We start from the raw sequence: 21,731 nt of genomic DNA, 5'->3' as shown, positions 1-21,731 counted from the left end.
GGTCGCAGCAACGTTCGACCACGTCCCCTGGTCACCACCCCGCCCGCCCGGGGCGGCGCGGGTCCGGCTCGCGTGGTGGGAACGGGCGGCCGGGCCCCCGGCCGGTACCGCCCGGCCCCGGCCCGCCCCGCGTCATGCCACCGCGCGCAGCTCCAGCCGGGCGCCGAATTCCCTCACCACCGGCTCGTCCCGGTACGGTTCGAGCCGCTGCTGGAACTCGTCGAGGTACTCCGTGCCGCGGTGCGAGCGCAGCCCGCCGAGCAACTCGACGGCCCGGGTGGCCGTTTGGCAGGCCAGCTCGACCTCGCGCTGCTGCACCTGGGAGCCGGCCAGCAGGACGAGTCCGATGGCGCGGCGGCGGGCCCGGCCCGGCGGATGCCCGTCCAGCGCTTCCTGCGCGCGGGCGCCGGCCGCGGCGGCCTGGCCCAGGTCGCGGTGGCAGTGGGCGAGTTCATCGGCCAGATACGCCGGGGTGAAATGCCGGATCCAGTCCGGATCGTCCCCCGAGTCGGGTTTCCCTTCGGCGCATTCCATCGCGGTCAGCGCGTGCGCGGCGACCGCCTGGAAGGCGCGGCCGTCCCCCATCAGCGCGTGCCCGCGCGCCTCCGCGGCGCAGAACATCGCCTCGGCACGCGGCGTGACCTGCCCGCGCGCCCCTTCCTGAGCGGCCCGCGCGAGCTGGGAGATCTCCCGCGGGTTGCCCAGTGACGCGGCGAGGTGGCTCATGCTCGCGGCCAGCACATAGCCGCCGTAGCCGCGGTCACCCGCCGCCTGCGCCAGGCGCAGCGCCTGGATGTAGTAGCGCTGGGCGAGCCCGGCCTGGCCGGTGTCGACGGCCATGTAGCCGGCCAGTTCCGTCAACCGCGCGACGGCGGCGAACAGTTCGCGTCCGACGGATTCCCGGTACGAACCGGCGAGCAGTCCCGACACCACGCTGTTGAGGTAGTGGACGACGACCGGCCGGACGTGTCCGCTGCCGAATTGGTGGTCGAGTTCGCCGAGCGCCGTGGTCATGGCGCGTACCGCTTCGACGTCGGCGAGCCCGACCCGTGCCCCCGCGCTGCGGGCGACCTGGGCGTCCGCACCGCTGATCAGCCAGTCACGGCTGGGTTCCACGAGCGCGGACGCCGCGACCGTCGAGCCGCTGAGGAAGTCGCGGCGGCCGACGTCGCTGCGCCACAGTTCGCAGACCTGCTCGATCGCGCCGACCACGGTCGGCGAGAACTGGAGCCCCACACCGGACGCCAGGTTCTTGCCGTCCGCCATCCCGATCTCGTCGATGGTGACCGTGCGGCCGAGCTTGCGGCCCAGCGACTCGGCGATGATGGCCGGGGCCCGGCCGCGCGGCTGCTGTCCGCGCAGCCAACGGGCCACCGAGGTCTTGTCGTACCTCAGGTCGAGGCCGTGTTCGGCGCCGCACATGTTGACGCGGCGGGCGAGCCCGGCGTTGGAGCAGGCGGCTTCCTGGATGAGCGCCTGCAGCCTCTCATTGGGCTGCCGCGCGACGAGTGGCCTTGCGGCCATGCTGTACCCCCTGTTGCTGCTGCGCGTTCACCGTCGAACGCCATTGACCCCGATCAATTCCCCACAGATATCCCGGATATCCGAGACACACCGGATACGAGCGATAAGTGTGATGCGAGCGATGCCCGGGATGTACGGGGCTCCCCTGCCCCTGCCGCACCCCGGGCGAGGTGCTCACTCGGTGCCGGCTCGCGTACCTGCCGCGGTGGTGAACGGTGAAAAGAGGTGGTGGCGCGCGGTGTTGCGGTATTTCGACGCCGCCGCGGCGCCCGGGGTGCGGCCCTGGTGCACGGCGCGGCTGCCGCCGGGCGGCCCCTCCGCCCGGCACGCGGGTGGCTACCCGCTTCCGGTGTCACTCCCGCATACGCGCCCCCACCGGTGCTCCCATGCGCCCCACGTGCACAGACGATGCGCCGGGAGGGGCACGTTTCGCCGTAACCCTTGACGTCAAGGAGAGTTGACCCCGGTGTGAACAAGACCATCGGAGTCACCGAAGCCGTACAGATCCCGACGCAGCGCGGCGAGCAGCTGCCCGACATCGCGGCGCGGTACGCGGAGGACCGGCATTGGGACGTGTTCGCCGGTGCCTGGCTGGAGGACAACGGCCGGTCGCTGCGGTGCTCGTGCGGGGCCGCCGACTGCGCGGCGCCCGGCGCGCACCCCGTCGCCGCCGACTGGGCCGGCCAGGCCAGCGGCAGCGGCCCCGCCGTCCGCCGGATGTGGGCGAAGGAGCCGCGGGCGTCGATCCTGCTGCCGACGGGCCGTTCGTTCGAGGCGCTCGACGTGCCGGAGACCGCGGGCTGCCTGGCGCTGGCCCGGATGGAACGGATGGACGTGCCGCTGGGCCCGGTGACCCGCACCCCGGGGCGCCGGATGCTCTTCCTCGTCCTTCCCGGCGCCGGCGCGAAGGTGCACTCGCTGATCCGTGGCCTGGGCCGGCAGCCGGCCACGCTGGATCTGATCTGCCGCGGCGAGGGCGAGTACATCGCGGCGCCGCCGACCCGTATCGGGGCGCACGGCGCGGTCCAGTGGGCGCGGCGCCCCACATCGGCCAACCGCTGGCTGCCGGACGCCGAGGAGCTGATCAGCCAGCTCGCCTACGCGTGCTCGCGCGACGGGTCGGCCGGCCGGGCCCGCTGAGCCCCTGATAGCGCCCCCTTCCACCTGTAGCTGCGGGCGCAGACTCCCCGGCCCGCGCACCGGCCCGCCCGTATCGTGGGACGCCGACGGGGGCACGTACGGCCCCTGCGGGGACGTCGAAGGGCGGGGCCGGTGACGAACCAGCCGGAGCAGAACACGGGGCGGGCCGAGGACGAGGGGGGACGGGCCGGCGCGGCGCCAAGTGGCGCGGCGGAGCGGCCCGGTGGCGGCACGACCGCGCCGCCCGCCGTACGGATCCAGGGACTCACGAAGCGGTTCGGCACCCAGGTCGCCGTCGCCGGCATCGATCTGACGCTGCCGGCCGGGCGCTTCATCGGGCTCGTCGGGCCCAACGGCGCGGGCAAGACCACGACGTTGTCGATGGTGACGGGGCTGCTGCGACCGGATTCCGGGCAGGTCGAGATCGGCGGGCACGACGTCTGGCAGGACCCGGTGGCGGTCAAGTCACGGATCGGGGTGCTGCCCGAGGGGCTGCGGCTCTTCGAGCGGCTGTCGGGACGCGAACTCCTCGGCTACATCGGGCGGTTGCGGGGGCTGCCCGGCGACGAGGTCGACAAGCGTGCGACCCAGCTCCTTGACGTACTCGATCTCTCCGGCTCGCAGAACAAGCTGGTCGTCGACTACTCGACCGGTATGCGCAAGAAGATCGGGCTGGCCGCCGCGCTGCTGCACAACCCCGAAATCCTCTTCCTCGACGAGCCGTTCGAGGGTGTCGACCCGGTGTCGGCGCAGACCATCCGCGGCGTCCTGGAGCGCTACACCGCCTCCGGGGCGACGGTGATCTTCTCCAGCCATGTGATGGAGCTGGTCGAGTCGCTGTGCGACTGGGTGGCGGTGATCGCCGCCGGACGCATCCGGGCACAGGGCACGCTCGCCGAGGTGCGCGGCGAAGCCCCCTCGCTCCAGGAGGCGTTCCTCGAACTGGTCGGCGCCGGCCGCAGGCGTGCCGGGCAGAACCTCGACTGGCTGGGTGGCGGCGCCCGATGAGCACCGAATCCCTGACCGGAGGACCGGCGCTCACGCCGCTGTTCGTCCGGCTGAAGCTGTCCCTGCTGCGCAACGGCCTGCGGCAGTCGCCCGGCCGTACCGCCGCCTACATCGCGTCCATCGTGGTCGGCCTGCTGTTCGCGGCGGCCGTGGTGGTGGGGCTGGTCGCGCTGCGCGGCAATGCGCACGTCGGCGCGCTGGCCGTGCTGCTCACCGGGATCCTCACCCTGGGGTGGGCGGCCATGCCGCTGTTCTTCCCTTCCGGTGACGAGACGCTGGACCCGACGCGGCTGGTGATGCTGCCGCTGCGGCCCCGGCCGCTGATCGTCTCGCTGCTGACGGCTTCGCTGGTCGGCATCGGCCCGTTCGTCACCCTCGCGCTGGCGGCGGGTGCGGCCGTGGCGGTGGCCGACGGCACGGTCGCCGCGGTCGTCGCGGTGCTCGCCGTGGTCCTGGTGGTGCTGGTGTGCGTCGCGCTGGCGCGGGCCGTCGCGACGGCATCGGTGCGGCTGCTGACCAGCCGCAGGGGCCGCGATCTCGCCGTGCTGAGCGGCCTGTTCATCGCGATCGGCGGCCAGGGTGTCAACATCGCCGCCCAGAAGCTGGGGAGCCCGGACGGGCTGTCCGTACTGGAGCCGCTGGGCGACGTGCTGCGCTGGGTGCCGCCGGCCGCGGCGGTGAGCGCCGTCGAGGACGCCGGGCACGGGGCGTACGGCCGGGCGGCGGCGGGGCTCGCGCTGACGGTGCTGGCGCTGGTGCTGCTCCTGTGGTGGTGGCAGCGGACCCTGACCACCCTGATGACGTCCCCCGATTCGTCGACCCTCCAGGCCGTGGAGAAGGACAGCGGGCGGGCTTCGGACGGCAAGGTGCGCGGACCTGCCCGGCTGCTCCCGGGCGGCCGTACGGGCACGGTCATGCTGCGGACGCTGCGCTACGCGTGGCGCGATCCCAAGTCGAAGATGTCCTGGGCGACATCGATCGGCGTGGGTCTGCTGTTGCCCGTGGTGTATTCGGTGCAGGGGAACGGCTCGATCTACACCGCGTTCTCGGCGCCCGCGCTGCTCGGCATGCAGATGTACAACCAGTTCGGGCAGGACACCTCGGCGTTCTGGATGGTCGCGTCGGCCATCGCGACGCCACGGGACGCCTATCTGGAACTGCGGGCGCGCGCCCTGGCGTTGAGCCTGGTGGCGATCCCGTACGTGACGCTGGTCGTGATCGGCACCGCGGCGTTCCTCGACGACTGGTCCTCGTTCCTGGAGGTCTACGGTCTGTCGCTGGCCCTGCTGGGCGCGCTGGTGGCGACGGGCGCGCTCTCATCGGCGCTGTTCCCGTACTCCATTCCGTCCGAGGGCAACAAGAGCGTCGCGCCGGGGCAGGCGTCCATCGCGTGGTTCAGCCTGTTCGGCGGCGTGCTGGTGGGCGCGGTCCTGAGCCTGCCGCTGCTGGCACTGACCATCTGGCTGCACGTCTCGGGGAAGCACGACCTGTTGTGGGTGCTGCTGCCGATCGGTGCGCTCTACGGCGTGGGGGCCGCGCAGTTGGGGCTGCGGGTGGCGGCTCCCCGGGTGGTCAAGCGACTGCCGGAGATCCTGGCCGCGGTCAGCAAGGGCTGAGCCGTTCCGGCCGGGCGGCCGGGCGCATCCGGCCTGGCGGCGGGGTGTTGCGGGCCTGGCGGGGGGCGTTGCCGGGAAGTTATCCACAGGCTCGGGCGGGTGTCGGACGCGGGCGGTAGCGTCTTGTGTGTCCGAACGAGGGGTGGTGGGGGCCGTGCGGCGATGTGCGGGTGTGCTGGTCATGGGCTGGCTGGCGGTGCTGCTGGCCTGCGGTGCGGCCCAGGCCGCGGGTCCTGCCGCCGGGGCTCAGGCGCGGGCCTCGGCGGCCGTCACACCCTCCGCTGACGCGCCGCCCGGCAGGACCGCGTACGTCGCCGGGCAGTTGCGGAAGAACCCGGTCTACATCAGCGACCAGATGCCCCGCGAGGTCCCCCGCTCGACCGCCCCTGATTTCGCCGCGCAGGCCAAGCGTCTGGGCGTCCCCGTGTACGTCATGGTGATGCCCGACGCGGCGCTGAGCGTCGACGGCGCCGGGTTCATCGCCGGGGTGCACGACCGGCTGGGCCGCGCGGGCCTGTATGTGGTGGTGAGCGGCCCCGGGATGCCGCAGGTGCAGACGTACGGCGTCGATCTGCCCGGCGCCGAGGACGCCGCCCGCGCGACGCTCTACGGCCTGTCGTACGACGCCACGCCACGCGAGTCCTTCCACTACTTCGTCGACGTGCTCGCCTCCGGGAAGGCACACGAGCGGTACGTGGCCGCCCGCGCCGAGTACGGCGGCGACGACTCGTCCGAGCCGCCGAAGCTGCACATCGGCCTCACCGACCGCAGGAACCAGAGCTTCGTCTCGGGTATCGCGATCACCGGAATCCCGCTCTCCGCCCTGCTGGTGGCGGCGTACGTCCGCCGCAGGAGGCGGCTGCGCCACACGCCCGCCGATGCGGAGCGGATCCCGGCGGCGCGCGGCGGGCGGGGACCTGCCGCGTCCGGTGTCACCCTGCGCAAACCGGGCGCCACAGGCGGCAAACCGGGCGCCGCGGGCGGCAAACCGGGCCGCGGGCCGGCGCCCGCCACGCAGCCTGACCGCGGCCGGACCACCAGACGAGTCCGCGCCTCGACCGCCGGACTCCTGCTGGCGGCGCTCGCCCTCTCCGGCGCACTCGCCTTCACCGCATCGCAGGTCTTCGACGAGCGCACGTCCGGGGACGGTTCCCACCCCACCGCCGCCGACATGAGGGCCCGCGCCGACCGGGTGGCCGCCGGGCTGCGCCGCGACCCGCTCTACACCGATCCGGAGAGCGAACCGGTGCTCGGCACCGCCGAGCGCGCCCGGCTGCGGAAGCATCTCGCCGCGCTGCACGTCCCGGTGCTGATCGCGGCGGTCCCGAGCCTGTCCGATGACGAATCGGGCGGCGACGCCGAGCTGTTCGCCAAGTCGCTGCACGACCGGCTGCGCCGGGACGCCGTGCTCGTCGTCGCCGACCCGCTGTCCGGCTCCATCGACGTCGTCAACTACGGCGCACCGGTCAGCACCCCGTACCTCGACAACCGCCCGGAGTACCTCTCCGTCACCTCGTCCGAAGACCACGCCCTGGGCTCCCGGCTCGACAAGCTGCTCGGCTACGTCGCCAAGTCCCCGCCCGCCGAGGCGGGCAGCGTGCCGTATGCGCCGGAGCCCGCCGATGACCCGGTCGACGAGCAGGCGCTGCCCGGCCTGTTCACCACGGACTTCGGACCCGGGCTGCTGATCGGCGCACTCCTCGCGGTCGCGGTGCTCGGACTGGTGGCGCTGGGTCGGGCGGTGGGCGGCGTCCTCGTCCGCCGCGTCGGACGGCGCGCGGGTTCCGCCGCGGCACCCGGCACACCAACGCCGCCCGATGCGCCCGACGAGCCTTCGACGGCGTGGCTGCGGCGCACCGCCAGGCAGGAGGTCGACGCGCTCACCGCCGCGCTGGAGACCGCGTCCGAGCTGCCCGAGCAGTCCCGGCGCCAGGCGTGGGAGTGCCTGGACGCCGCGGCCCTGCTGATCGACGGCGACAGCGACGGCCGGATCGACGCGGATGCCCCACCGGCCTCCCTCGCCTGCGCCATCGCACTGGCCCTGGCGGGCCGGGCGGCCGTCGCGGGTCCGGCCGCCCCGCAGCAGCTGTGCCACCGCAACCCGCTGCACGGCGTCGCGCACGGCACCCGCCGGATACGCCCGCCGGGCAGCGGCCGGGCCCGCTCGCTGCCGGTGTGCGCGGCGTGCCGCGGCGTCCCGGGGAAGGTGCTGCGGCTGGGCCCCACGCCGGACGCGGGCCGGGACGGCCGTGTCCCGTATTCCGCCGTTCCCGGGCCGCTGGCCGCGCTCGCCGACGGCGCAGGAATCGATCAACTCACCCGCGATGTACGGGAGTACTTCGGTGTTCACTGACCCCCGCCACCACCCCGCGCGGCCCGCGGCCCCGCACCGCGTGCGGCCCGCCGTGCGCCGTCCGCTGCGTACCGCCGCCGCGCTCGCCGTCGCGTCGGCGTCCCTCGTCTGGTGCGCGGCGGCCCCGGGGGCAGCCGCCGAGAGCCCGGGGCAGAAGATCGCCGAGGCGCTGCGGACCTCCCCCATCTACGTCGATCCGTCACTGGCGTCGGCGGTCGGCACGGCCGAGCAGAAGAAGCTGGCCGCCCGGATCCACGGCACGCGGCTGCCGATCCGCGTCGTGCTGGTGCCGCTGGTCGAGGGGGACAGCTGGGGCGGCGACCCCGGGCAGCTTGCCGACGTGGTCCACGACCGGATGGGCAACGACCCGGCCATCATCATCACTCTCGGCAAGTTGCACGACGACATCGCCGCCAAGGAGTGGCCGAGCGGCGCGCATCAGGCCGAGCGGGCCGCCGCCGCGGTCTTCCATCAGGACGACATGGACCACGCGGGTACGACCCGCCGGATCGAGCGCGCGATCGACATCATCGAGGCGGGCGACGGCGAGAAGGAGTACGAGAAGGCCATCGCCGATCTCCACTCCCCCGGCGCGCCTGCCGACGGCAAGGAGGGCGCGGGTGCCCATTCCTCCGGTTCGCCCGTCACGCGGATACTCACCCTGGTGGCCGGGCCGCTGCTGCTGATCGCCGCGGCCGGGCTGCTGCTGCGGCGCCGTTCCCGGCTGCGGGATCTGTCCACGCCGTTCGCGCTGCCGCGCTCGGTGTTCGCCGCGGCCCGCCGTGCCGACGAGTCCGGACTGCGGGAACGCGCCGCCGAAGAAGTGCTGCGGCTCGGTGAGGAGGCGCGCGCCGCCCGGGGCGAGCCTGCGGCTATCGAGCGCGCCCTCGACGCCTATGCGGCGGCCGGCACGGTGCTGGACCGCGCGCGGGGCGTGCCGGACCTGGCCGGGGTGTTCGCGCTGATAGCCGAGGGCCGGGCGGCGCTCGCGCACGACCAGGACCCGCTGCCGCTGTGCTTCTTCCACCCGCTGCACGGCCCGGCCGCCCGCCGCATACCCTGGCGCCCGCTCGGCCGCCGCGAACAGCTGCGGGTGGCCGCCTGCGAGGGCTGCATACGCGCCGTACGGGCCCGCCGCGCCCCGGAGGTCCTCACGGACCACGCCGACGGCCGTCCCGTCCCGTACTTCGAGGCCCCCGCCGACCGCAGCCTCTGGGCCGCCACCGGCTACGGCTCGCTGCTCGCCGCCGCGCCCACGGAGGATTCCCTCACGGCCCGGGTCCAACGCGGCGACTTCACCCGGACGTTGGGGTAGCGGCGGCCGACGGCGCGAGGAGCGGTCCCTCGTCCGGTCCCGACGAACCGAGGAGTCAGCGTGACGTGGCGAAGGCGGCGCGCAGTATGGATCCGTTGACGAGGAAGGCGGCTGCCACGAGGGGGAGGGCGCAGGCGGCCTGCGCCGCGGCGAACCACGCCGGGCAGATACCGGGGATCAGGTCCACGGCAACGATCGCGAGCGGCATGACGACCGAGATGATGCGCACCCGCTGGTGGGCCCAGCGCGCTCCCCGTGCGGCGAGGACGGTCAGCCAGTAGGTCACCGCGGCGCTGGCGAGCACTCCGGCGGACCGGCCCCAGAGGAACGAGGTCACCGGGTGCCCGGTGAGCGCGAGGACGGCGACGGTGATGAGGACCGCGGTGCTGAGCGCGCCGTAGACCGCGATGAGCATCTTCGCCTTGCCGAAGGCCCGTTGGGTGCCCGGCCGGCTGAGGCTGAGGTGGTCGGTCCCGGTCATGGTGTGGCTGACGGTTTCCATGTCGCTGTCTCTCGTCCCTGGTGGTGTCCGGCTCGTCCTGGTGATCTCCGGTGTGGCATCGACGTTAGGAATCCCGTGGACGGCCCGGTATGGGCGTGGACGTACGGGGTGGTGGGGCCAGACCCACTGCTGAGCCGATCCGTGGGGTGGCGGGCTCGGCGCGGTGCAGAGTGGCTTCACCGAGCCGTACCGGCAGGACCGGCCGGACCGGCGTACCGGCAAGACCGGCCGTACCGGCGCACCGTGGGAGGCACGGGCGCCAAGGGGCCGGAGTGATGAAGGAGAAGGAAGGCTCATGCGACAGGTGAGGTCGTGGGTCGCGGATGCCTGCGTGGGATTCGTGCGCGGGTGCGTGGTGGCGGTCGTCAGCTTGCTGATCCCGGCCGTGTGGGTCGCCGCCGTGGCGCTGCCGGTCCGGTGGCTGGGAAACCCGTGGTTGTGCATACCGACGTTCGTGTGGGCGGCTCTGGGCACGTTCGCCCTGTCCCGTGTGGTCTGCCGGGTGTTCCGTTCCCTCGTCGCGAAGTGGCAGGGCACCGTCATTCCCGCCGGTTACCGGCAGGCTCCGCCGGTGGTGCGGATGTCCACCGGGTACTGGTGGAACGGTTTCTCCTACTCGCGCAGCAGCCGGGACGCCCACCGGGAGCAGCAGTGGCGACTCCGCTGGAGCGACCCCGCGACCTGGCGTGATCTGCGGTTCACGGGGATCGCGCCGGTCACCGTGGGGGTGCTCGCGTCCGTCCCGCCGGCCGGGGTCGTGGCGGCGGTCATCGGGTTCGCCCAGCCGACGCTCTCCCTGCGCCTTGCCGGGGCGCTCGCCCTGGCCGTGTCCTTCGGCTGCGCCCCGTACGCCTGGCGGTCCGCCGGGCCGGTGGCCGTCCGCTTCCTGGGCGCGTCCTCCGCGATGACGCTGGCGGACCGGGTGGACGAACTGACGGCCCAGCGCGCGGACACGACGATCGCGCAGGCCGCCGAGATCCGCCGGATCGAGCGGGATCTGCACGACGGAGCGCAGGCCCGCCTGGTCGCGCTCGGGCTCTCCTTGGCGACCGCTGAGAAGCTGCTGGAAACCGACCCCGACCAGGCCAGGGCGCTGATGCGGGAAGCGCGGGCGGGCGCCGCCACGTCACTGACCGAGCTGCGCGAACTGGTCAAGGGCATCAACCCCCCGGTGCTGAACGAGCGCGGACTCATCGACGCCGTGCGCGCCTTCGCCCTGGACAGCCCGCTCGAAGTGACCGTCAGCGCCGACGTTCAGCTGCGGGTGGACCCGCCGATCGAGTCCGCCGTGTACTTCGGCGTCGCGGAGCTGGTGACCAACGCGGTCAAGCACGCGCAGGCGACCCGGGCGGGGATCGCCATCTCCCGGGGCGGCACCGGCATCGTCGTCGACGTCGAGGACGACGGCCGGGGCGGGGCCCGCATACGGGCCGATGGCGGGCTTGCGGGGCTGCGTCGCCGTCTCGCGGTCTTCGACGGCACCCTGGAGATCACCAGCCCGGCAGGCGGGCCGACTCACGTGAAGATGGTGGTGCCATGCGCATCGTTGTAGCCGAAGACCTCTACCTCCTGCGGGACGGAATGGTCCGCCTCATCGAGGCGTACGGACACCAGGTGGTGGCGACGGCGACCACCGGGCCCGAGACGCTCGACGCGCTGCTGACCTGGCAGCCCGACGTGTCCCTCGTCGACGTCCGCATGCCGCCGACCCAGTCGGACGAGGGCCTGCGCGCCGCGCTCGCCGCCCGCGGCCAACTCCCGGGACTGCCGGTGCTGATCCTCTCTCAGCACGTCGAGCAGCTCTACGCCCGCGAGCTGCTGGCCGACGGCGCCGGCGGCATCGGCTATCTCCTCAAGGAGAGCGTGTTCCACGCGGATCAGTTCATCGACGCGCTGGAACGCGTCGCCGGTGGCGGGACCGCCATGGACCCGGCCGTCATCGCCAAACTTCTCTCCAGCGGACCGTCGAACCGGCGGCTCGGGCAGCTCACCGAACGCGAGAACTCCGTGCTCGCCCTCATGGCCGAAGGGCTGTCCAACCAGGCCATCGGACGGCGGCTCTTCCTCAGCGAAAGCGCCATCAGCAAGTACACCACCTCGCTGTTCGGCAAGCTCGGCATCACCGACGACGACAACAGCAACCGCCGCGTCCGCGCGGTCCTCACCTACCTGAACGAGCCCTGACGCGCCCGCCCTCACACCGCGGGCAGCCCGTAGATCTCGTCCCCGTGGGTGGCGAGCAGGCGCCTGCCGGATGCGACGACGTGCCACTGCTCCATGTTCCCGGCGCTGTCGTTGTAGTGCCAACGCGCCTTGCCGGTCTTGGGGTTGAGCGCGAAGATCCCCCCGGCGTCGTCGTACGAAGCGCCGTAGAGGGTGTCGCCGACCCGCACGAACTCCGTGGGTGCGCGGCGCGCGCCGACGTCCTCGCACAGCCACAGCTTCCTGCCGCGCGCCGGGTCCACCGCCCAGACCCCGCCGCTGTGGTCTCCGGCGTAGAGCACGCCGTCGACCACCATCGGCTGGTAGAAGCTGAGCCGCCCGGCCGAGGAGAGTGACCAGTCGTCCTTGCCGTTGGCGAGGTGTACGGCCCGCAGCCGTTCGCCGCCGAGGAAGATCCGCTGGGCGTGTACGGCGGGGCGCCAGGCGATGTCGTCGCCGATCTTCCTGGTCCACAACTGCCGGCCGTCGGCGGCGTCCCGCACCGTCACGTTCTTGCGCCCGTCGGTGTAGACGAGCCGCCCGCCCGCCACGACGCCTTCGAGGTCGTAGTCCTGGGTGCCCTTGTCCCGCGGCTTCTTCCAGTCCACCTTCAGGGTGCGGATGTTGATGGCGGCGATGGCGGTGAGGTGGACGGTGGTGTCATCGGTGCGCACCTGGGCGATGGCGTAGATCCGCTGCTGGTCGGCGGCGAGGATGCGCTGGACGGTCAGGTCGCCGCCGAGCCGGCTCCGCCATGCCTCCTTGCCGGTGCCGGGGTCGAGGCCGATGACGTCGCCGTCGTACTCCGTGCTGACGAGGAAGAGTTTGCCGTCGGCGAGGATGAGCGGGGCACCGGCCGGGGCCACGCCCTTGCGGGTCCATACGGCCTTGCCGTCGGTGTCGCGGCGGGCGACGAGCGGGTCGCCGCTGATGAGCAGCAGACCGTTGTGCGCGAGGAGCGGCAGGTCGCTGCTGATGCTGTCGGTCTCTGCGGTGCGGTGCCACAGCACCTGGGGTGCGGTGCCGGGCGGCGGGGTGGTGAACTTCTCCGCCTGCGCGTCGCCCGCCGGGGCGCTGCCCGGCCCCTTGGCCGGGTCGCCGGACGTCGCGGTCAGTGCCCACACGCCGCCACCGCCGACGACGGCCACTCCGGCAGCGGCGGCTGCGGCGAGCCCGAAGAAGCGCCGACGGGACGGCTGCGCGGCGCCGCCCGCGGTGTTGCCCGTGGGGCTGCCGGTGCCGACGGCGGTGGCCGCGTACGCGGGGAGGGCGGGGGTCGGCGCGCCGCTGCCGTGCCCGCCGTCGTGCCCGTGCCCGCCGCCCGCGGTCCCGTACGCGCCCGGGGCGGTGCCCGGCGCCGCCCCCGATCCGGTTCCCCCGCTCGCGCCCCCGCCGAACACATACGTCGGCGCAGAGCCGAATCCGGACGGTGCCGCCGGGGCGGCGCCCTGGCTCGGTGCCGGTGTGCCGTGCTCCGGTGTTTCCAGGTCGAGGATGCGGGCGGCGTGCGTGGCGATGGTCGAAGAGACGGCGCCCGGCAGCCAGTTGGCGAAGGCGGCGCCGGTGCCGTCGGGGGCCAGCGCCTCCCGCACCTGCGCGGGGGTGGGGCGCTGCGCGGGGTCGCGGTGCAGGCAGGCGGTCACGAGGTCGATGAGGTGGCCGGGCACTCCGGTGAGGTCCGGCTCGCCGTGCACGACTTGGTAGAGCACCGCCGCCGGGGTCGTGTCGCCGTACGCGGTGCGGCCGGTGGCGGCGTAGGCGAGCACCGCGCCGAGGGCGAAGATGTCGCCCGCCGTGCCGACCTGCTGCCCCAGGGCCTGCTCGGGCGGTATGTAGCCGGGCGAGCCGACGACCACGCCGGTCTGCGTCATGCGGTCGCCGTCGACGGCGCGCGCGATACCGAAGTCGATGACCCGCGGGCCGTCGGCCGCCAGCAGCACGTTGGACGGCTTGAGGTCGCGGTGCACGAGGCCGGCAGTGTGGATGTCGGTGAGCGCGGCGGCGAGCCCTGCGCCCAGGGCACGGACGCTGTGTTCGGGCAACGCGCCGTGTTCATCGATGACTTCGGTGAGCGAGGGGCCCAGGACGAAGGCGGTGGCGAGCCAGGGCAGCGCCGCCTCGGTGTCGGCGTCGACGACGGGTGCCGTGTAGCGGCCCGACACCGCGCGGGCTATCTCGACCTCCTGCCGGAACCGCCCGCGGAACGCGGTGTCCTGGGCCAGGTCGGGCCGTACGACCTTGACCGCGACGGTGCGTCCGCCGGCCGACCGCGCCAGGTAGACCCGGCCCATGCCGCCCGCGCCGATGCGGCCCAACAGGCGGTACGGCCCCAGGGATTGCGGGTCGTCCGGAAGCAAGGGGTCCATCGGGTGGCCTTCCACGTCGGTCGGTGAGGGCGCGGCAGTGCGCGTCACACCGCGCCGCGGGTGACCGGCGCACCGGAGCAGTGCATCGTAACGTCGGCCGAAATCCGGGCCCCCCTTGGCTCGAAACGGCGGCGGGACGCGGGGACTTCCGCACTCCCGCCGCCCCTCACCCCGGCACGGCCGCGTGCAGGAACGGTTCTACGGCCCGGCGCCACGCCTCGGGCTGTTCCCAGGGCAACAGGTGCCCGGCGTCGGGTATTTCGGCGTAGACGCCGCGCGGCAGCACCCGGACCATCTCCTGCGCCTCGGCCCGGCCCAGCTCACCGTCCAAGCCACGGACGACGAGGGTGGGGCAGCTGACGTGCGCCAGCTCCTCCCAGTGGGCGTCGTGCACCCAGCTCTCGCGGACGGTGAGCATCTGCCGCCGGGAGAAGACGGGGCGCCAGCCGTCGGCGCTCTCGGCCATCACCTCGGCGAAGAACTCGCCGCGGGCCGGCCGGGGCCGCTCCAGCGTCGGGTCCTCCTCGCCGAACCAGGTGCGGACGTCCGCGAGGGTGGTGAAGGGGAGCGGCCAGGTGCCGAACCACTCGGTCCATTCGCGCTGCGAGGCAGCGCCGAGCGCGGAGGCCCGCATGTCGCAGATGACCAGGGCGCTGACCAGGTCGGGGCGGCGGGCCGCGAGCTGCCACGCCGTCAAGGCGCCCATGGCGTGGCCGATGAGGGTGACGGGGGCGAGGCCGAGCTGTTCGATGGCGGCTATCGCGTCGTCGACGTAGGCCGCGCGGTCGAAGGGGCCCTCGGGCGGCTTCTCGCTGCGGCCGTGTCCGCGCTGATCGAGGCCGACGGGGCGGTGCCGCGCGCTCAGCCAGCGGGCGGTGCCGGCCCAGTGCGCCGCGCGGCCCATCAGGCCGTGGAGCAGCAGTACGCCCGGCCGCTGTTCGGTCTCCTCCAGCCCGCCGCCGGTCTTGGGCGGGTCGGTGAACTCCCAGGCCGCGAGCTGCACGCCGCCGGCCCCTGTCACATCGATGCGCCGCACCATGTGCCCTGGCACCCCCAATCGTCCGTTGAGCAGCCCCACACTATCGAACCCTTATTCGAACACGGCGGTCTCGTACGCAAGTCCCCTCGTTCGGGTGACAGCGCTCAGGGGTAGACGGAGCCCGCCCAGGGGAGACAGCTACAGGGAGGCGGGCCCTACCGGGAAGGGGGCCCGTCCCGCAGGACCCTGGGAGCTCGGGGCTCCGGGTCTTGACGGGGGAACATGGGGAGGCGGGGCCTCGGCTGCTCGCAGCGCCGGGGCCCCGTTCACACCCCGGCACCGGACACCGCACCCCGGCCTCCGGATCCGGCGCGGCACATCCCCGACGCGACACGGCACCCCGCACGCGCGGCGGACCCGGTGACCGCATCCACGCTCCTCCCCGTCTCCGGAGAACGAAGCGCGCGACCTTCGCACCCCGTACGCATCCCGCGCGTACGGGCCCGGCCGCTCTGCCGCCCCGCCTCACGTCCCGGTGTCCCACACCCCGCGCACCGGCGCCGGTGCGCGCCCGTGCCTGACACCACCGTCCGCACCCGGCACGCCGCCGACACCACCCGAAGTGGCCGTACCCCGACGCAGAGGTGCGTCGCGTCAGACTGGCACGCCGTTGACGCCACCGCTCGGATTCCCACAATTTCGTTCACCGTTCACCTGCGACACAGCCCGCCGAACGGCGCGTCGGCGCAGTTCAGCGGGCTGATGAGGAAGCGGAAGGATTTTGTGGGAAAACGAGGTGAACAACGGTGACCGGCCGGGGCCGGCCGCCTCAGCGCTTGGCGACGAAGACGTGCGCGGCGATCTCGGAGTCCAGCTCGGCGGCCTCGCCGCTGCTGCCGACCAGCACTCCGGCCGGCGACTCCGTCACGCTCACCACCGCGCCCGGCTGCACCCCGGCCCGCCGCAGCGTGTACATCAGCTGGGCGTCCGCCTGGATGGGCTCGCCGATCCTGCGCACCACGACCGTCTTGCCGTCGGGCCCGGCGTCCAGGTCCATCAGGCTGACCATGCCGGCGTCCAGGAACGGATCCGCCTCCGACTGCTCACCCAGCTCCTCAAGCCCCGGAATGGGGTTGCCGTACGGCGACTCCGTCGGATGCCGCAGCAGCTCCACGACGCGGCGCTCGACCGCCTCGCTCATCACGTGCTCCCAGCGGCACGCCTCGGCGTGCACCTGCTCCCATTCGAGCCCGATGACATCGACGAGCAGGCATTCGGCGAGGCGGTGCTTGCGCATCACCCGGGTCGCCAGCATGCGGCCCTCTTCCGTCAGCTCCAGATGCCGGTCGCCCGCTACGGACAGCAGGCCGTCCCGCTCCATGCGCGCCACGGTCTGGCTGACCGTCGGGCCGCTCTGTTCGAGTCGCTCCGCGATCCGGGCGCGCATCGGGACCACGCCTTCCTCTTCGAGTTCGAGGATGGTGCGGAGATACATCTCCGTGGTGTCGATCAGTCCGGACATGCGTGCCCCTTGATGTGTCGTGCGGTGGCCCTGAACTCAATTCTGACGCATCCCACCGACAACGGTGCCGTCCCGGCCGTCCGCGGACGTCGCGCCCGTATTGACAGGGCACTGGTCCAGACCGCAACGTGATCCGCGCCACGTGTGCCCCTCGGGTGTCGCGGGCGAGAATCCATCGACTTTTTCGACGAAATTCGGCGCGATACGGCGAAATTCGACGAAATCCGACGAGAGAGGCCCGCGGGAATGGCTGAGAGTGACCGGCTTGCCGGGCAGTACTTCGATGCCGCGATCGATCTGTTGCGACAGGTGCGCGACGAAGAGGGTACGTCGATCACGGCCGCCGGGCGACTGATCGCCGACACCGTCGAGGCGGGCGGCCGGATCTTCTCCTTCGGCGCCGGCCACTCCTCGCTCCCCGCGCAGGACACCGTCTACCGCGCGGGCGGCCTCGCCGTCATGAATCTGCTGTCCGTGCCCGGGGTGGTGGGCGTGGACGTCCGCCCGGCGACGCTCGGCAGCGCGCTGGAGCGGGTGGACGGCCTGGCGGGCGCCGTCCTGGACACCAGCCCGGTGGAGCCGGGCGACGTCCTCGTGATCATCTCGCTGTCCGGGCGCAACTCGCTGCCCGTCGAGATGGCGATCAACGCGCGCGCCCTCGGCCTGAAGGTCATCGGCCTGACCTCGGTCGCGTACGCGGACACCACCAAGTCACGGCATGTATCCGGCAGTTACCTCAAGGACCACTGCGACATCGTGCTGGACAGCCGGATCCCGGTCGGCGACGCGGAGTTGACGCTGCCGGACATCGAGGCGCCGTTCGCGCCCGCCTCCACGGTCGTCACCAGCGCGATCATGCAGGCGGTGGTCGCGACCGCGGCCGGCGAACTGGCCGAACGCGGCATCGAACCGCCGCTGCTGCGCTCCGGGAACGTCGACGGCGGGCACGAGTGGAACGGCCGGGTGATGCGCGAGTACGCGGACCGGATCTACTACCGGCACTAGAAACGGCCGCCTCGGCCCCCTCAGCCCGCCCCCGCCAGATCCAGGGCCGCCGCGATCCGGGCGGCGACCTCCTCGGCGTAGGAGGCGTCCGCACGGTCGAAGGGGCGGCGGGCGGGGGTCCGCAGGAACGTCGCGACACCCAGGGTGCGGCCCCGGCTGCGCAGCACCACGCACAGCCCGTGCACCGAGCCTTCCGGCCATTTCCGGTCCGCGGCCCAGCCGTCGTCCGCGTCGTGTCCCGCGCTGGTACGGACCGAGCCGCGCCGCTCGTGCGCCTGGGCGGCGGGGTGCCCCTGCGGGTACGCGACGGGCAGTCCTGGCCCCGGCAGCGCCAGGCAGGGGCCAGGCGATCCGGCCGGGGACGCCAGGGCCCGCACCAGCCGCGGCGGGCCGCCCGTCCGGCCTGCGCTCTCCTCGGGGCCCGCGTCGGCGGCGTCCAGCGGGCCGTCCGCGGCGGCCCCGTCCGGCTGCGCCAGATCGACCAGGCCGTGGTCGGCGAATCCGGCCAGGGCGTAGTCGAGGTGGACGGCGGCTGCCTCCACCGGGTCGGGGCATTCGGCGGCGGCCCGGCCCGCGCGGTGCAGTTGCTGCGAGCGGAAGCGGAGCAGGGCGCCGTCCCGTTCGGCCTGCTTGGTGTCGGTGATGTCCTGGAAGAGCCAGGCGACGCCGAGCGGCGACGGTTCCTCGCTGAGCGGCGACGCGAGCCGGACGAAGCCGCTCCGCCAGCACCTGCGCGGGCGTTCGGCCTCCGCCGAGCGCAGCGTCACCCACAGTTCCGCGGGGTCGGGCGGCGCGCCCTGGGCGAGTACGTGCTGCACCGCGCCCTCCAGTTCCTCCACGCCCTGCGACAGCAGCTCGCCCAGTGGCCGGCCCAGCAGCGCCGTGCGGCCCGTGCACAGGGCGCGGGCGGCGCGGGCGTTGACGGCGGCGGGCCTCAGATCGGCGTCGACGAGGACCACGCCCCAGGAGGCGTCGTCGAAGAGCGCTTCACTCAGGGCGATGGAGCGTTCCAGGTCGATCTGGGTGCGGACCTCGCTGAACGCGCAGTAGATGCCGACGGCGCGGCCGTCGTGGCCGCGGACCGCCGATGACTGGGTGCGGACCAGGACGCGGTGCCCGTCCTTGGTCAGCAGGGCGTATTCGTGGACCTGGCGGCCCGGGGCGCGCAGGGCCGCCAGGAGGCCGGACTCGACCTCGCCCGCGTCCTCCTTGCGGACCGCCCAGCCCGTCAGCCCCCGGCGGCCGACGGCTTCGGCCGCCGTCCAGCCCAGGATGCTCTCGGCCTCGCGGTTCCAGTGGGTGACCGTGCCGTCGGCACCGAGGGCGATCAGGGCGGTGTCCATGCCCTCCAGGAGCGCGGCGAGGAGCCCGGAGTCGTCGCCGTACAGCCGTTTCCCGGGGTCCGTACCGGACGGCGGGAGCTGCGGGGCGCCTTCCGGCGGACCGCCCGGCGCGGTCCCGGAACGGTGTTCCGCCGAGGAAGCGGACGAAGCGGTCATGGAACCCCCTACGAACGCGGTCGCACGTGCTGCACCACGGCTCATTCAACTCGAACGTGACCCAGCCCACATCCGATTCGCGGAAATCGTTGCCGGTGGGAAATTCGGTTGTGGCGGTGCGGGCGTGTTCCTAGGGTGGTGGGCACACGAGAAGGGAGGTGGTTCGGAAGATGATTTCGCACCGGACGCGTGAGGTGGCTGCGGGCTAGGTCCCGTCGCTTCACCCAGTGCAGCGCCGGACCGCGCATACTGCAGATGCGCAGTCGGCCCATTCCCAGCAGTCACCCGACCCGCGGGCTACCGGTTCGTCCGACCGGTCCTTCGCGCCTCATGGCGCGGGGGAAGCAGCCCGCGGGTCGTCTGCGTGTGCGGACCGTCCCAGGCACTCCCCCGGGCCGCGCCCCGCCTTCAGGGGGCCAGGCGCTCGACGGTCCAGGTCCCGCCGGTGCGCACGTACCGCAGCCGGTCGTGCAGCCGGTTCTCGCGGCCCTGCCAGAATTCCACCGTCTCGGCGGTGACGCGGTAGCCGCCCCAGTGCGGCGGCGCCGGCACCTGCTCGCCCTCCGGGTAACGGGCCGCCAACTCCTCGTAGGCGCGCTCCAGTTCGGCGCGCGAGGCGACGGGCGACGACTGGTCGCTGGCCCAGGCGCCGAGTTGTGAGCCGTGCGGCCGGGAGCGGAAGTAGGCGGCGGTCTCGTCCCTGCCGATGCGGGCGGCGGTGCCGATGACGATGACCTGGCGGGCCAGCGGGTGCCAGGGGAAGAGCAGCGAGATGTGCGGGTTCTCGCCGAGTTCCCGGCCCTTGCGGCTGGTGTAGTTGGTGAAGAACACAAAGCCGCGGTCGTCGAACGCCTTGAGCAGCACGGTCCGTGAGCTGGGCCGGCCCGCCGCGTCGGCGGTCGAGACGACCATGGCGTTCGGCTCGTGCAGTCCGGCCGCCGCCGCGTCCTTGAACCAGCGCGCGAACTGCTCGTGGGGCTCGGCCGCGAGGTCGGGTCCGGTGAGTCCGTCGGCGCGGTACTGGGCGCGCATGGACGAGGGATCGAACGCGGAACGGTCTTCGGGAGAGGGCTCGTCGGCGGGGTGCACGGCCCTCATCTTGCCGTATGGGTCCGCGTACCGGCAGGCCGCGAGGGGGAAAGTCTGCCCCTCGTCGCCGGGACGTAACCCTCCCGTCGGCGAATCGATCACTGTGCCGGACGTCACGCTTCCCCGCAGGTGGGGAACCCGCCAAAATCGAGGGGCCGCACACTGTGGACTCCGGACATCGACCACTATCGTGTCCGGGCCGGGTACGCGTCGCGGCCCCGGAGAGCCACGCGTCGGCCCACGGCCGACCCAAGACACCGCACGACACGCACAGCGCCCATGGGCCGTCCCCCCTCGGGCGGAACCGTCGCGTCATCCTTGCCATCGCCGGGCATCCCCGGGGTGACCGGTACGGACCGCGAGCTGCCAGGCGCAGCCGCGTAACCGCACCGGCGCCGCAGACAGATCCGACCGCACGGCAGCCGGTCACCACGGCCGTTTGCCGTCCCCATCTTGAGGAGCCGCCTGATGTCCGACTTCGTACCCGGACTTGAGGGAGTCGTCGCGTTCGAGACGGAGATCGCCGAACCGGACAAGGAGGGTGGTGCGCTGCGCTATCGCGGGGTCGACATCGAAGACCTCGTGGGGCACGTGACGTTCGAGAAGGTCTGGGGCCTGCTGGTGGACGGGGCGTTCACCCCGGGGCTGCCACCCGCCGAGCCGTTCCCGATTCCCGTGCACTCCGGTGACATCCGGGTCGATGTGCAGTCGGCGCTCGCCATGCTCGCGCCCGTGTGGGGCCTGAAGCCGCTGCTCGACATCGACGAGCGGACGGCGCGCGACAACCTCGCGCGCGCCGCGGTGATGGCCCTGTCGTACGTGGCGCAGTCGGCGCGCGGGCAGGGCCTGCCGATGGTGCCGCAGCGGGAGATCGACAAGGCGGAGACCGTCGTGGAGCGCTTCATGCGGCGCTGGCGCGGCGAGCCCGACCCCAAGCACGTCGCGGCGGTGGACGCCTATTGGACGTCGGCGGCCGAGCACGGCATGAACGCCTCGACGTTCACCGCCCGGGTCATCGCCTCCACCGGGGCCGATGCCGCCGCCGCGCTGTCCGGGGCGGTCGGTGCGATGTCGGGCCCGCTGCACGGCGGCGCGCCGTCGCGGGTGCTCGGCATGATCGAGGAGATCGAGCGGACCGGCGACGCGGCGGGCTTTGTGCGCAGGGCGCTGGACAACGGCGAGCGGCTGATGGGCTTCGGCCACCGCGTCTACCGTGCCGAGGACCCCCGGGCGCGGGTGCTGCGGCGGACCGCCAAGGAGCTGGACGCGCCCCGTTTCGAGGTGGCCGAGGCGCTGGAGCGGGCCGCGCTCGACGAGCTGCACAACCGCCGCCCCGACCGGGTGCTGGCCACGAACGTGGAGTTCTGGGCGGCGATCGTGCTGGACTTCGCCGAGGTCCCGGCGCACATGTTCACGTCGATGTTCACCTGCGCCCGCACGGCGGGCTGGAGCGCGCACATCCTGGAGCAGAAGCGCACCGGGCGGCTCGTACGGCCGTCGGCGCGCTACGTCGGCCCCGGTGCGCGCGACCCGCGGGAGATCGCCGGCTACGACGGCGCCTGACGGATGTGGTGCGCGGGGCTCGCCAACGGGCGGGCCCCGCGCCCCTGT

At 73.3% G+C, this 21,731-nt stretch carries 16 protein-coding genes; 9 read left to right on the top strand and 7 right to left on the bottom strand.

Annotated elements, in window-relative coordinates; genetic code table 11:
• Positions 1-132: 132 nt before the first annotated feature.
• A complete protein-coding gene (locus tag ACIBK8_RS17230; protein ID WP_399042669.1) occupies positions 133-1,524 on the bottom strand; it encodes a transcriptional regulator in 1,392 nt (463 codons plus the stop codon).
• A gap of 468 nt (positions 1,525-1,992) precedes the next feature.
• Here ACIBK8_RS17230 and ACIBK8_RS17225 point away from each other — a divergent pair, with 468 nt between their 5' ends.
• From ACIBK8_RS17225 to ACIBK8_RS17205, 5 genes are all read left to right on the top strand, one after another.
• Positions 1,993-2,664, top strand: coding sequence for a bifunctional DNA primase/polymerase (locus ACIBK8_RS17225; RefSeq protein ID WP_399042668.1), 672 nt, complete (start codon positions 1,993-1,995; stop codon positions 2,662-2,664).
• 132 nt (positions 2,665-2,796) lie between these two features.
• Positions 2,797-3,672 carry an ABC transporter ATP-binding protein gene (locus ACIBK8_RS17220; RefSeq protein WP_399042666.1) on the top strand — a complete coding sequence of 292 codons (876 nt, stop codon included), beginning with the start codon at positions 2,797-2,799 and terminating at the stop codon, positions 3,670-3,672.
• Complete coding sequence (locus ACIBK8_RS17215) at positions 3,669-5,288, top strand: transporter (protein WP_399042665.1); 1,620 nt, start codon at positions 3,669-3,671, stop codon at positions 5,286-5,288. Before ACIBK8_RS17220 ends, ACIBK8_RS17215 begins: the two co-directional genes overlap by 4 nt.
• A 127-nt stretch (positions 5,289-5,415) precedes the next feature.
• On the top strand, positions 5,416-7,641 hold the full coding sequence (locus tag ACIBK8_RS17210; RefSeq protein ID WP_399042664.1) for a hypothetical protein: 2,226 nt from the start codon (positions 5,416-5,418) through the stop codon (positions 7,639-7,641).
• On the top strand, positions 7,631-8,956 hold the full coding sequence (locus ACIBK8_RS17205) for a hypothetical protein (protein ID WP_399042663.1): 1,326 nt from the start codon (positions 7,631-7,633) through the stop codon (positions 8,954-8,956). Before ACIBK8_RS17210 ends, ACIBK8_RS17205 begins: the two co-directional genes overlap by 11 nt.
• 55 nt (positions 8,957-9,011) lie before the next feature.
• Here ACIBK8_RS17205 and ACIBK8_RS17200 read toward each other — a convergent pair whose 3' ends face one another.
• Entirely contained in the window at positions 9,012-9,458 is a 447-nt protein-coding gene (locus ACIBK8_RS17200; protein WP_399042662.1) for a hypothetical protein, read from the bottom strand.
• A gap of 295 nt (positions 9,459-9,753) precedes the next feature.
• Here ACIBK8_RS17200 and ACIBK8_RS17195 point away from each other — a divergent pair, with 295 nt between their 5' ends.
• Positions 9,754-11,010: a sensor histidine kinase gene (locus tag ACIBK8_RS17195; protein WP_399042661.1), complete on the top strand. Its 1,257-nt coding sequence runs from the start codon at positions 9,754-9,756 to the stop codon at positions 11,008-11,010.
• Entirely contained in the window at positions 10,995-11,642 is a 648-nt protein-coding gene (locus ACIBK8_RS17190; RefSeq protein WP_399042660.1) for a LuxR C-terminal-related transcriptional regulator, read from the top strand. The genes ACIBK8_RS17195 and ACIBK8_RS17190 overlap by 16 nt, the downstream gene beginning before the upstream one ends.
• Positions 11,643-11,653: 11 nt before the next feature.
• Here ACIBK8_RS17190 and ACIBK8_RS17185 read toward each other — a convergent pair whose 3' ends face one another.
• The 3 genes from ACIBK8_RS17185 to ACIBK8_RS17175 form a co-directional block, all read right to left on the bottom strand.
• Complete coding sequence (locus ACIBK8_RS17185; protein WP_399042659.1) at positions 11,654-14,026, bottom strand: serine/threonine-protein kinase; 2,373 nt, start codon at positions 14,024-14,026, stop codon at positions 11,654-11,656.
• 166 nt (positions 14,027-14,192) lie between these two features.
• Positions 14,193-15,065 carry an alpha/beta fold hydrolase gene (locus tag ACIBK8_RS17180; RefSeq protein WP_399042658.1) on the bottom strand — a complete coding sequence of 291 codons (873 nt, stop codon included), beginning with the start codon at positions 15,063-15,065 and terminating at the stop codon, positions 14,193-14,195.
• Between the two features lie 769 nt (positions 15,066-15,834).
• Complete coding sequence (locus ACIBK8_RS17175) at positions 15,835-16,527, bottom strand: metal-dependent transcriptional regulator (protein WP_393687477.1); 693 nt, start codon at positions 16,525-16,527, stop codon at positions 15,835-15,837.
• A 246-nt stretch (positions 16,528-16,773) separates the two neighbouring features.
• Between ACIBK8_RS17175 and ACIBK8_RS17170 the strand changes: the two genes are divergently transcribed.
• Positions 16,774-17,532: an SIS domain-containing protein gene (locus ACIBK8_RS17170; protein ID WP_393687478.1), complete on the top strand. Its 759-nt coding sequence runs from the start codon at positions 16,774-16,776 to the stop codon at positions 17,530-17,532.
• 20 nt (positions 17,533-17,552) lie between these two features.
• Here ACIBK8_RS17170 and ACIBK8_RS17165 read toward each other — a convergent pair whose 3' ends face one another.
• The gene (locus ACIBK8_RS17165) at positions 17,553-19,031 is read right to left on the bottom strand and encodes a PAS domain-containing protein (RefSeq protein WP_399042657.1); all 1,479 of its coding nucleotides are present in this window, start codon (positions 19,029-19,031) and stop codon (positions 17,553-17,555) included.
• A 408-nt stretch (positions 19,032-19,439) separates the two neighbouring features.
• Positions 19,440-20,063, bottom strand: a complete 624-nt coding sequence (gene pdxH, locus ACIBK8_RS17160) for a pyridoxamine 5'-phosphate oxidase (protein ID WP_399042830.1) — start codon at positions 20,061-20,063, stop codon at positions 19,440-19,442.
• A 525-nt stretch (positions 20,064-20,588) separates the two neighbouring features.
• On the opposite strand from pdxH, the gene ACIBK8_RS17155 reads away from it, so the two are divergent.
• Positions 20,589-21,683, top strand: a complete 1,095-nt coding sequence (locus ACIBK8_RS17155) for a citrate synthase 2 (protein WP_399042656.1) — start codon at positions 20,589-20,591, stop codon at positions 21,681-21,683.
• Positions 21,684-21,731 lie beyond the last annotated feature (48 nt).

Origin of the sequence: Streptomyces sp. NPDC050161 (assembly GCF_044460025.1) — a bacterium.
Lineage (GTDB): Bacteria > Actinomycetota > Actinomycetes > Streptomycetales > Streptomycetaceae > Streptomyces.
The sequence above is the reverse complement of the archived record's forward strand: the minus strand, read 5'-3'. Positions and strand labels throughout refer to the sequence as shown.

Bases quoted from the DNA above. Each gene is read 5' to 3' on its own strand.
- ACIBK8_RS17230 (WP_399042669.1), bottom strand. From the start codon at position 1,524: ATGGCCGCAAGGCCACTCGTCGCGCGGCAGCCCAATGAGAGGCTGCAG.
- ACIBK8_RS17215 (WP_399042665.1), top strand. From the start codon at position 3,669: ATGAGCACCGAATCCCTGACCGGAGGACCGGCGCTCACGCCGCTGTTC.
- ACIBK8_RS17200 (WP_399042662.1), bottom strand. From the start codon at position 9,458: ATGGAAACCGTCAGCCACACCATGACCGGGACCGACCACCTCAGCCTC.
- ACIBK8_RS17195 (WP_399042661.1), top strand. From the start codon at position 9,754: ATGCGACAGGTGAGGTCGTGGGTCGCGGATGCCTGCGTGGGATTCGTG.
- ACIBK8_RS17190 (WP_399042660.1), top strand. From the start codon at position 10,995: ATGCGCATCGTTGTAGCCGAAGACCTCTACCTCCTGCGGGACGGAATG.
- ACIBK8_RS17185 (WP_399042659.1), bottom strand. From the start codon at position 14,026: ATGGACCCCTTGCTTCCGGACGACCCGCAATCCCTGGGGCCGTACCGC.
- ACIBK8_RS17180 (WP_399042658.1), bottom strand. From the start codon at position 15,065: ATGGTGCGGCGCATCGATGTGACAGGGGCCGGCGGCGTGCAGCTCGCG.
- ACIBK8_RS17175 (WP_393687477.1), bottom strand. From the start codon at position 16,527: ATGTCCGGACTGATCGACACCACGGAGATGTATCTCCGCACCATCCTC.
- ACIBK8_RS17170 (WP_393687478.1), top strand. From the start codon at position 16,774: ATGGCTGAGAGTGACCGGCTTGCCGGGCAGTACTTCGATGCCGCGATC.
- ACIBK8_RS17165 (WP_399042657.1), bottom strand. From the start codon at position 19,031: ATGACCGCTTCGTCCGCTTCCTCGGCGGAACACCGTTCCGGGACCGCG.
- pdxH (WP_399042830.1), bottom strand. From the start codon at position 20,063: ATGCGCGCCCAGTACCGCGCCGACGGACTCACCGGACCCGACCTCGCG.
- ACIBK8_RS17155 (WP_399042656.1), top strand. From the start codon at position 20,589: ATGTCCGACTTCGTACCCGGACTTGAGGGAGTCGTCGCGTTCGAGACG.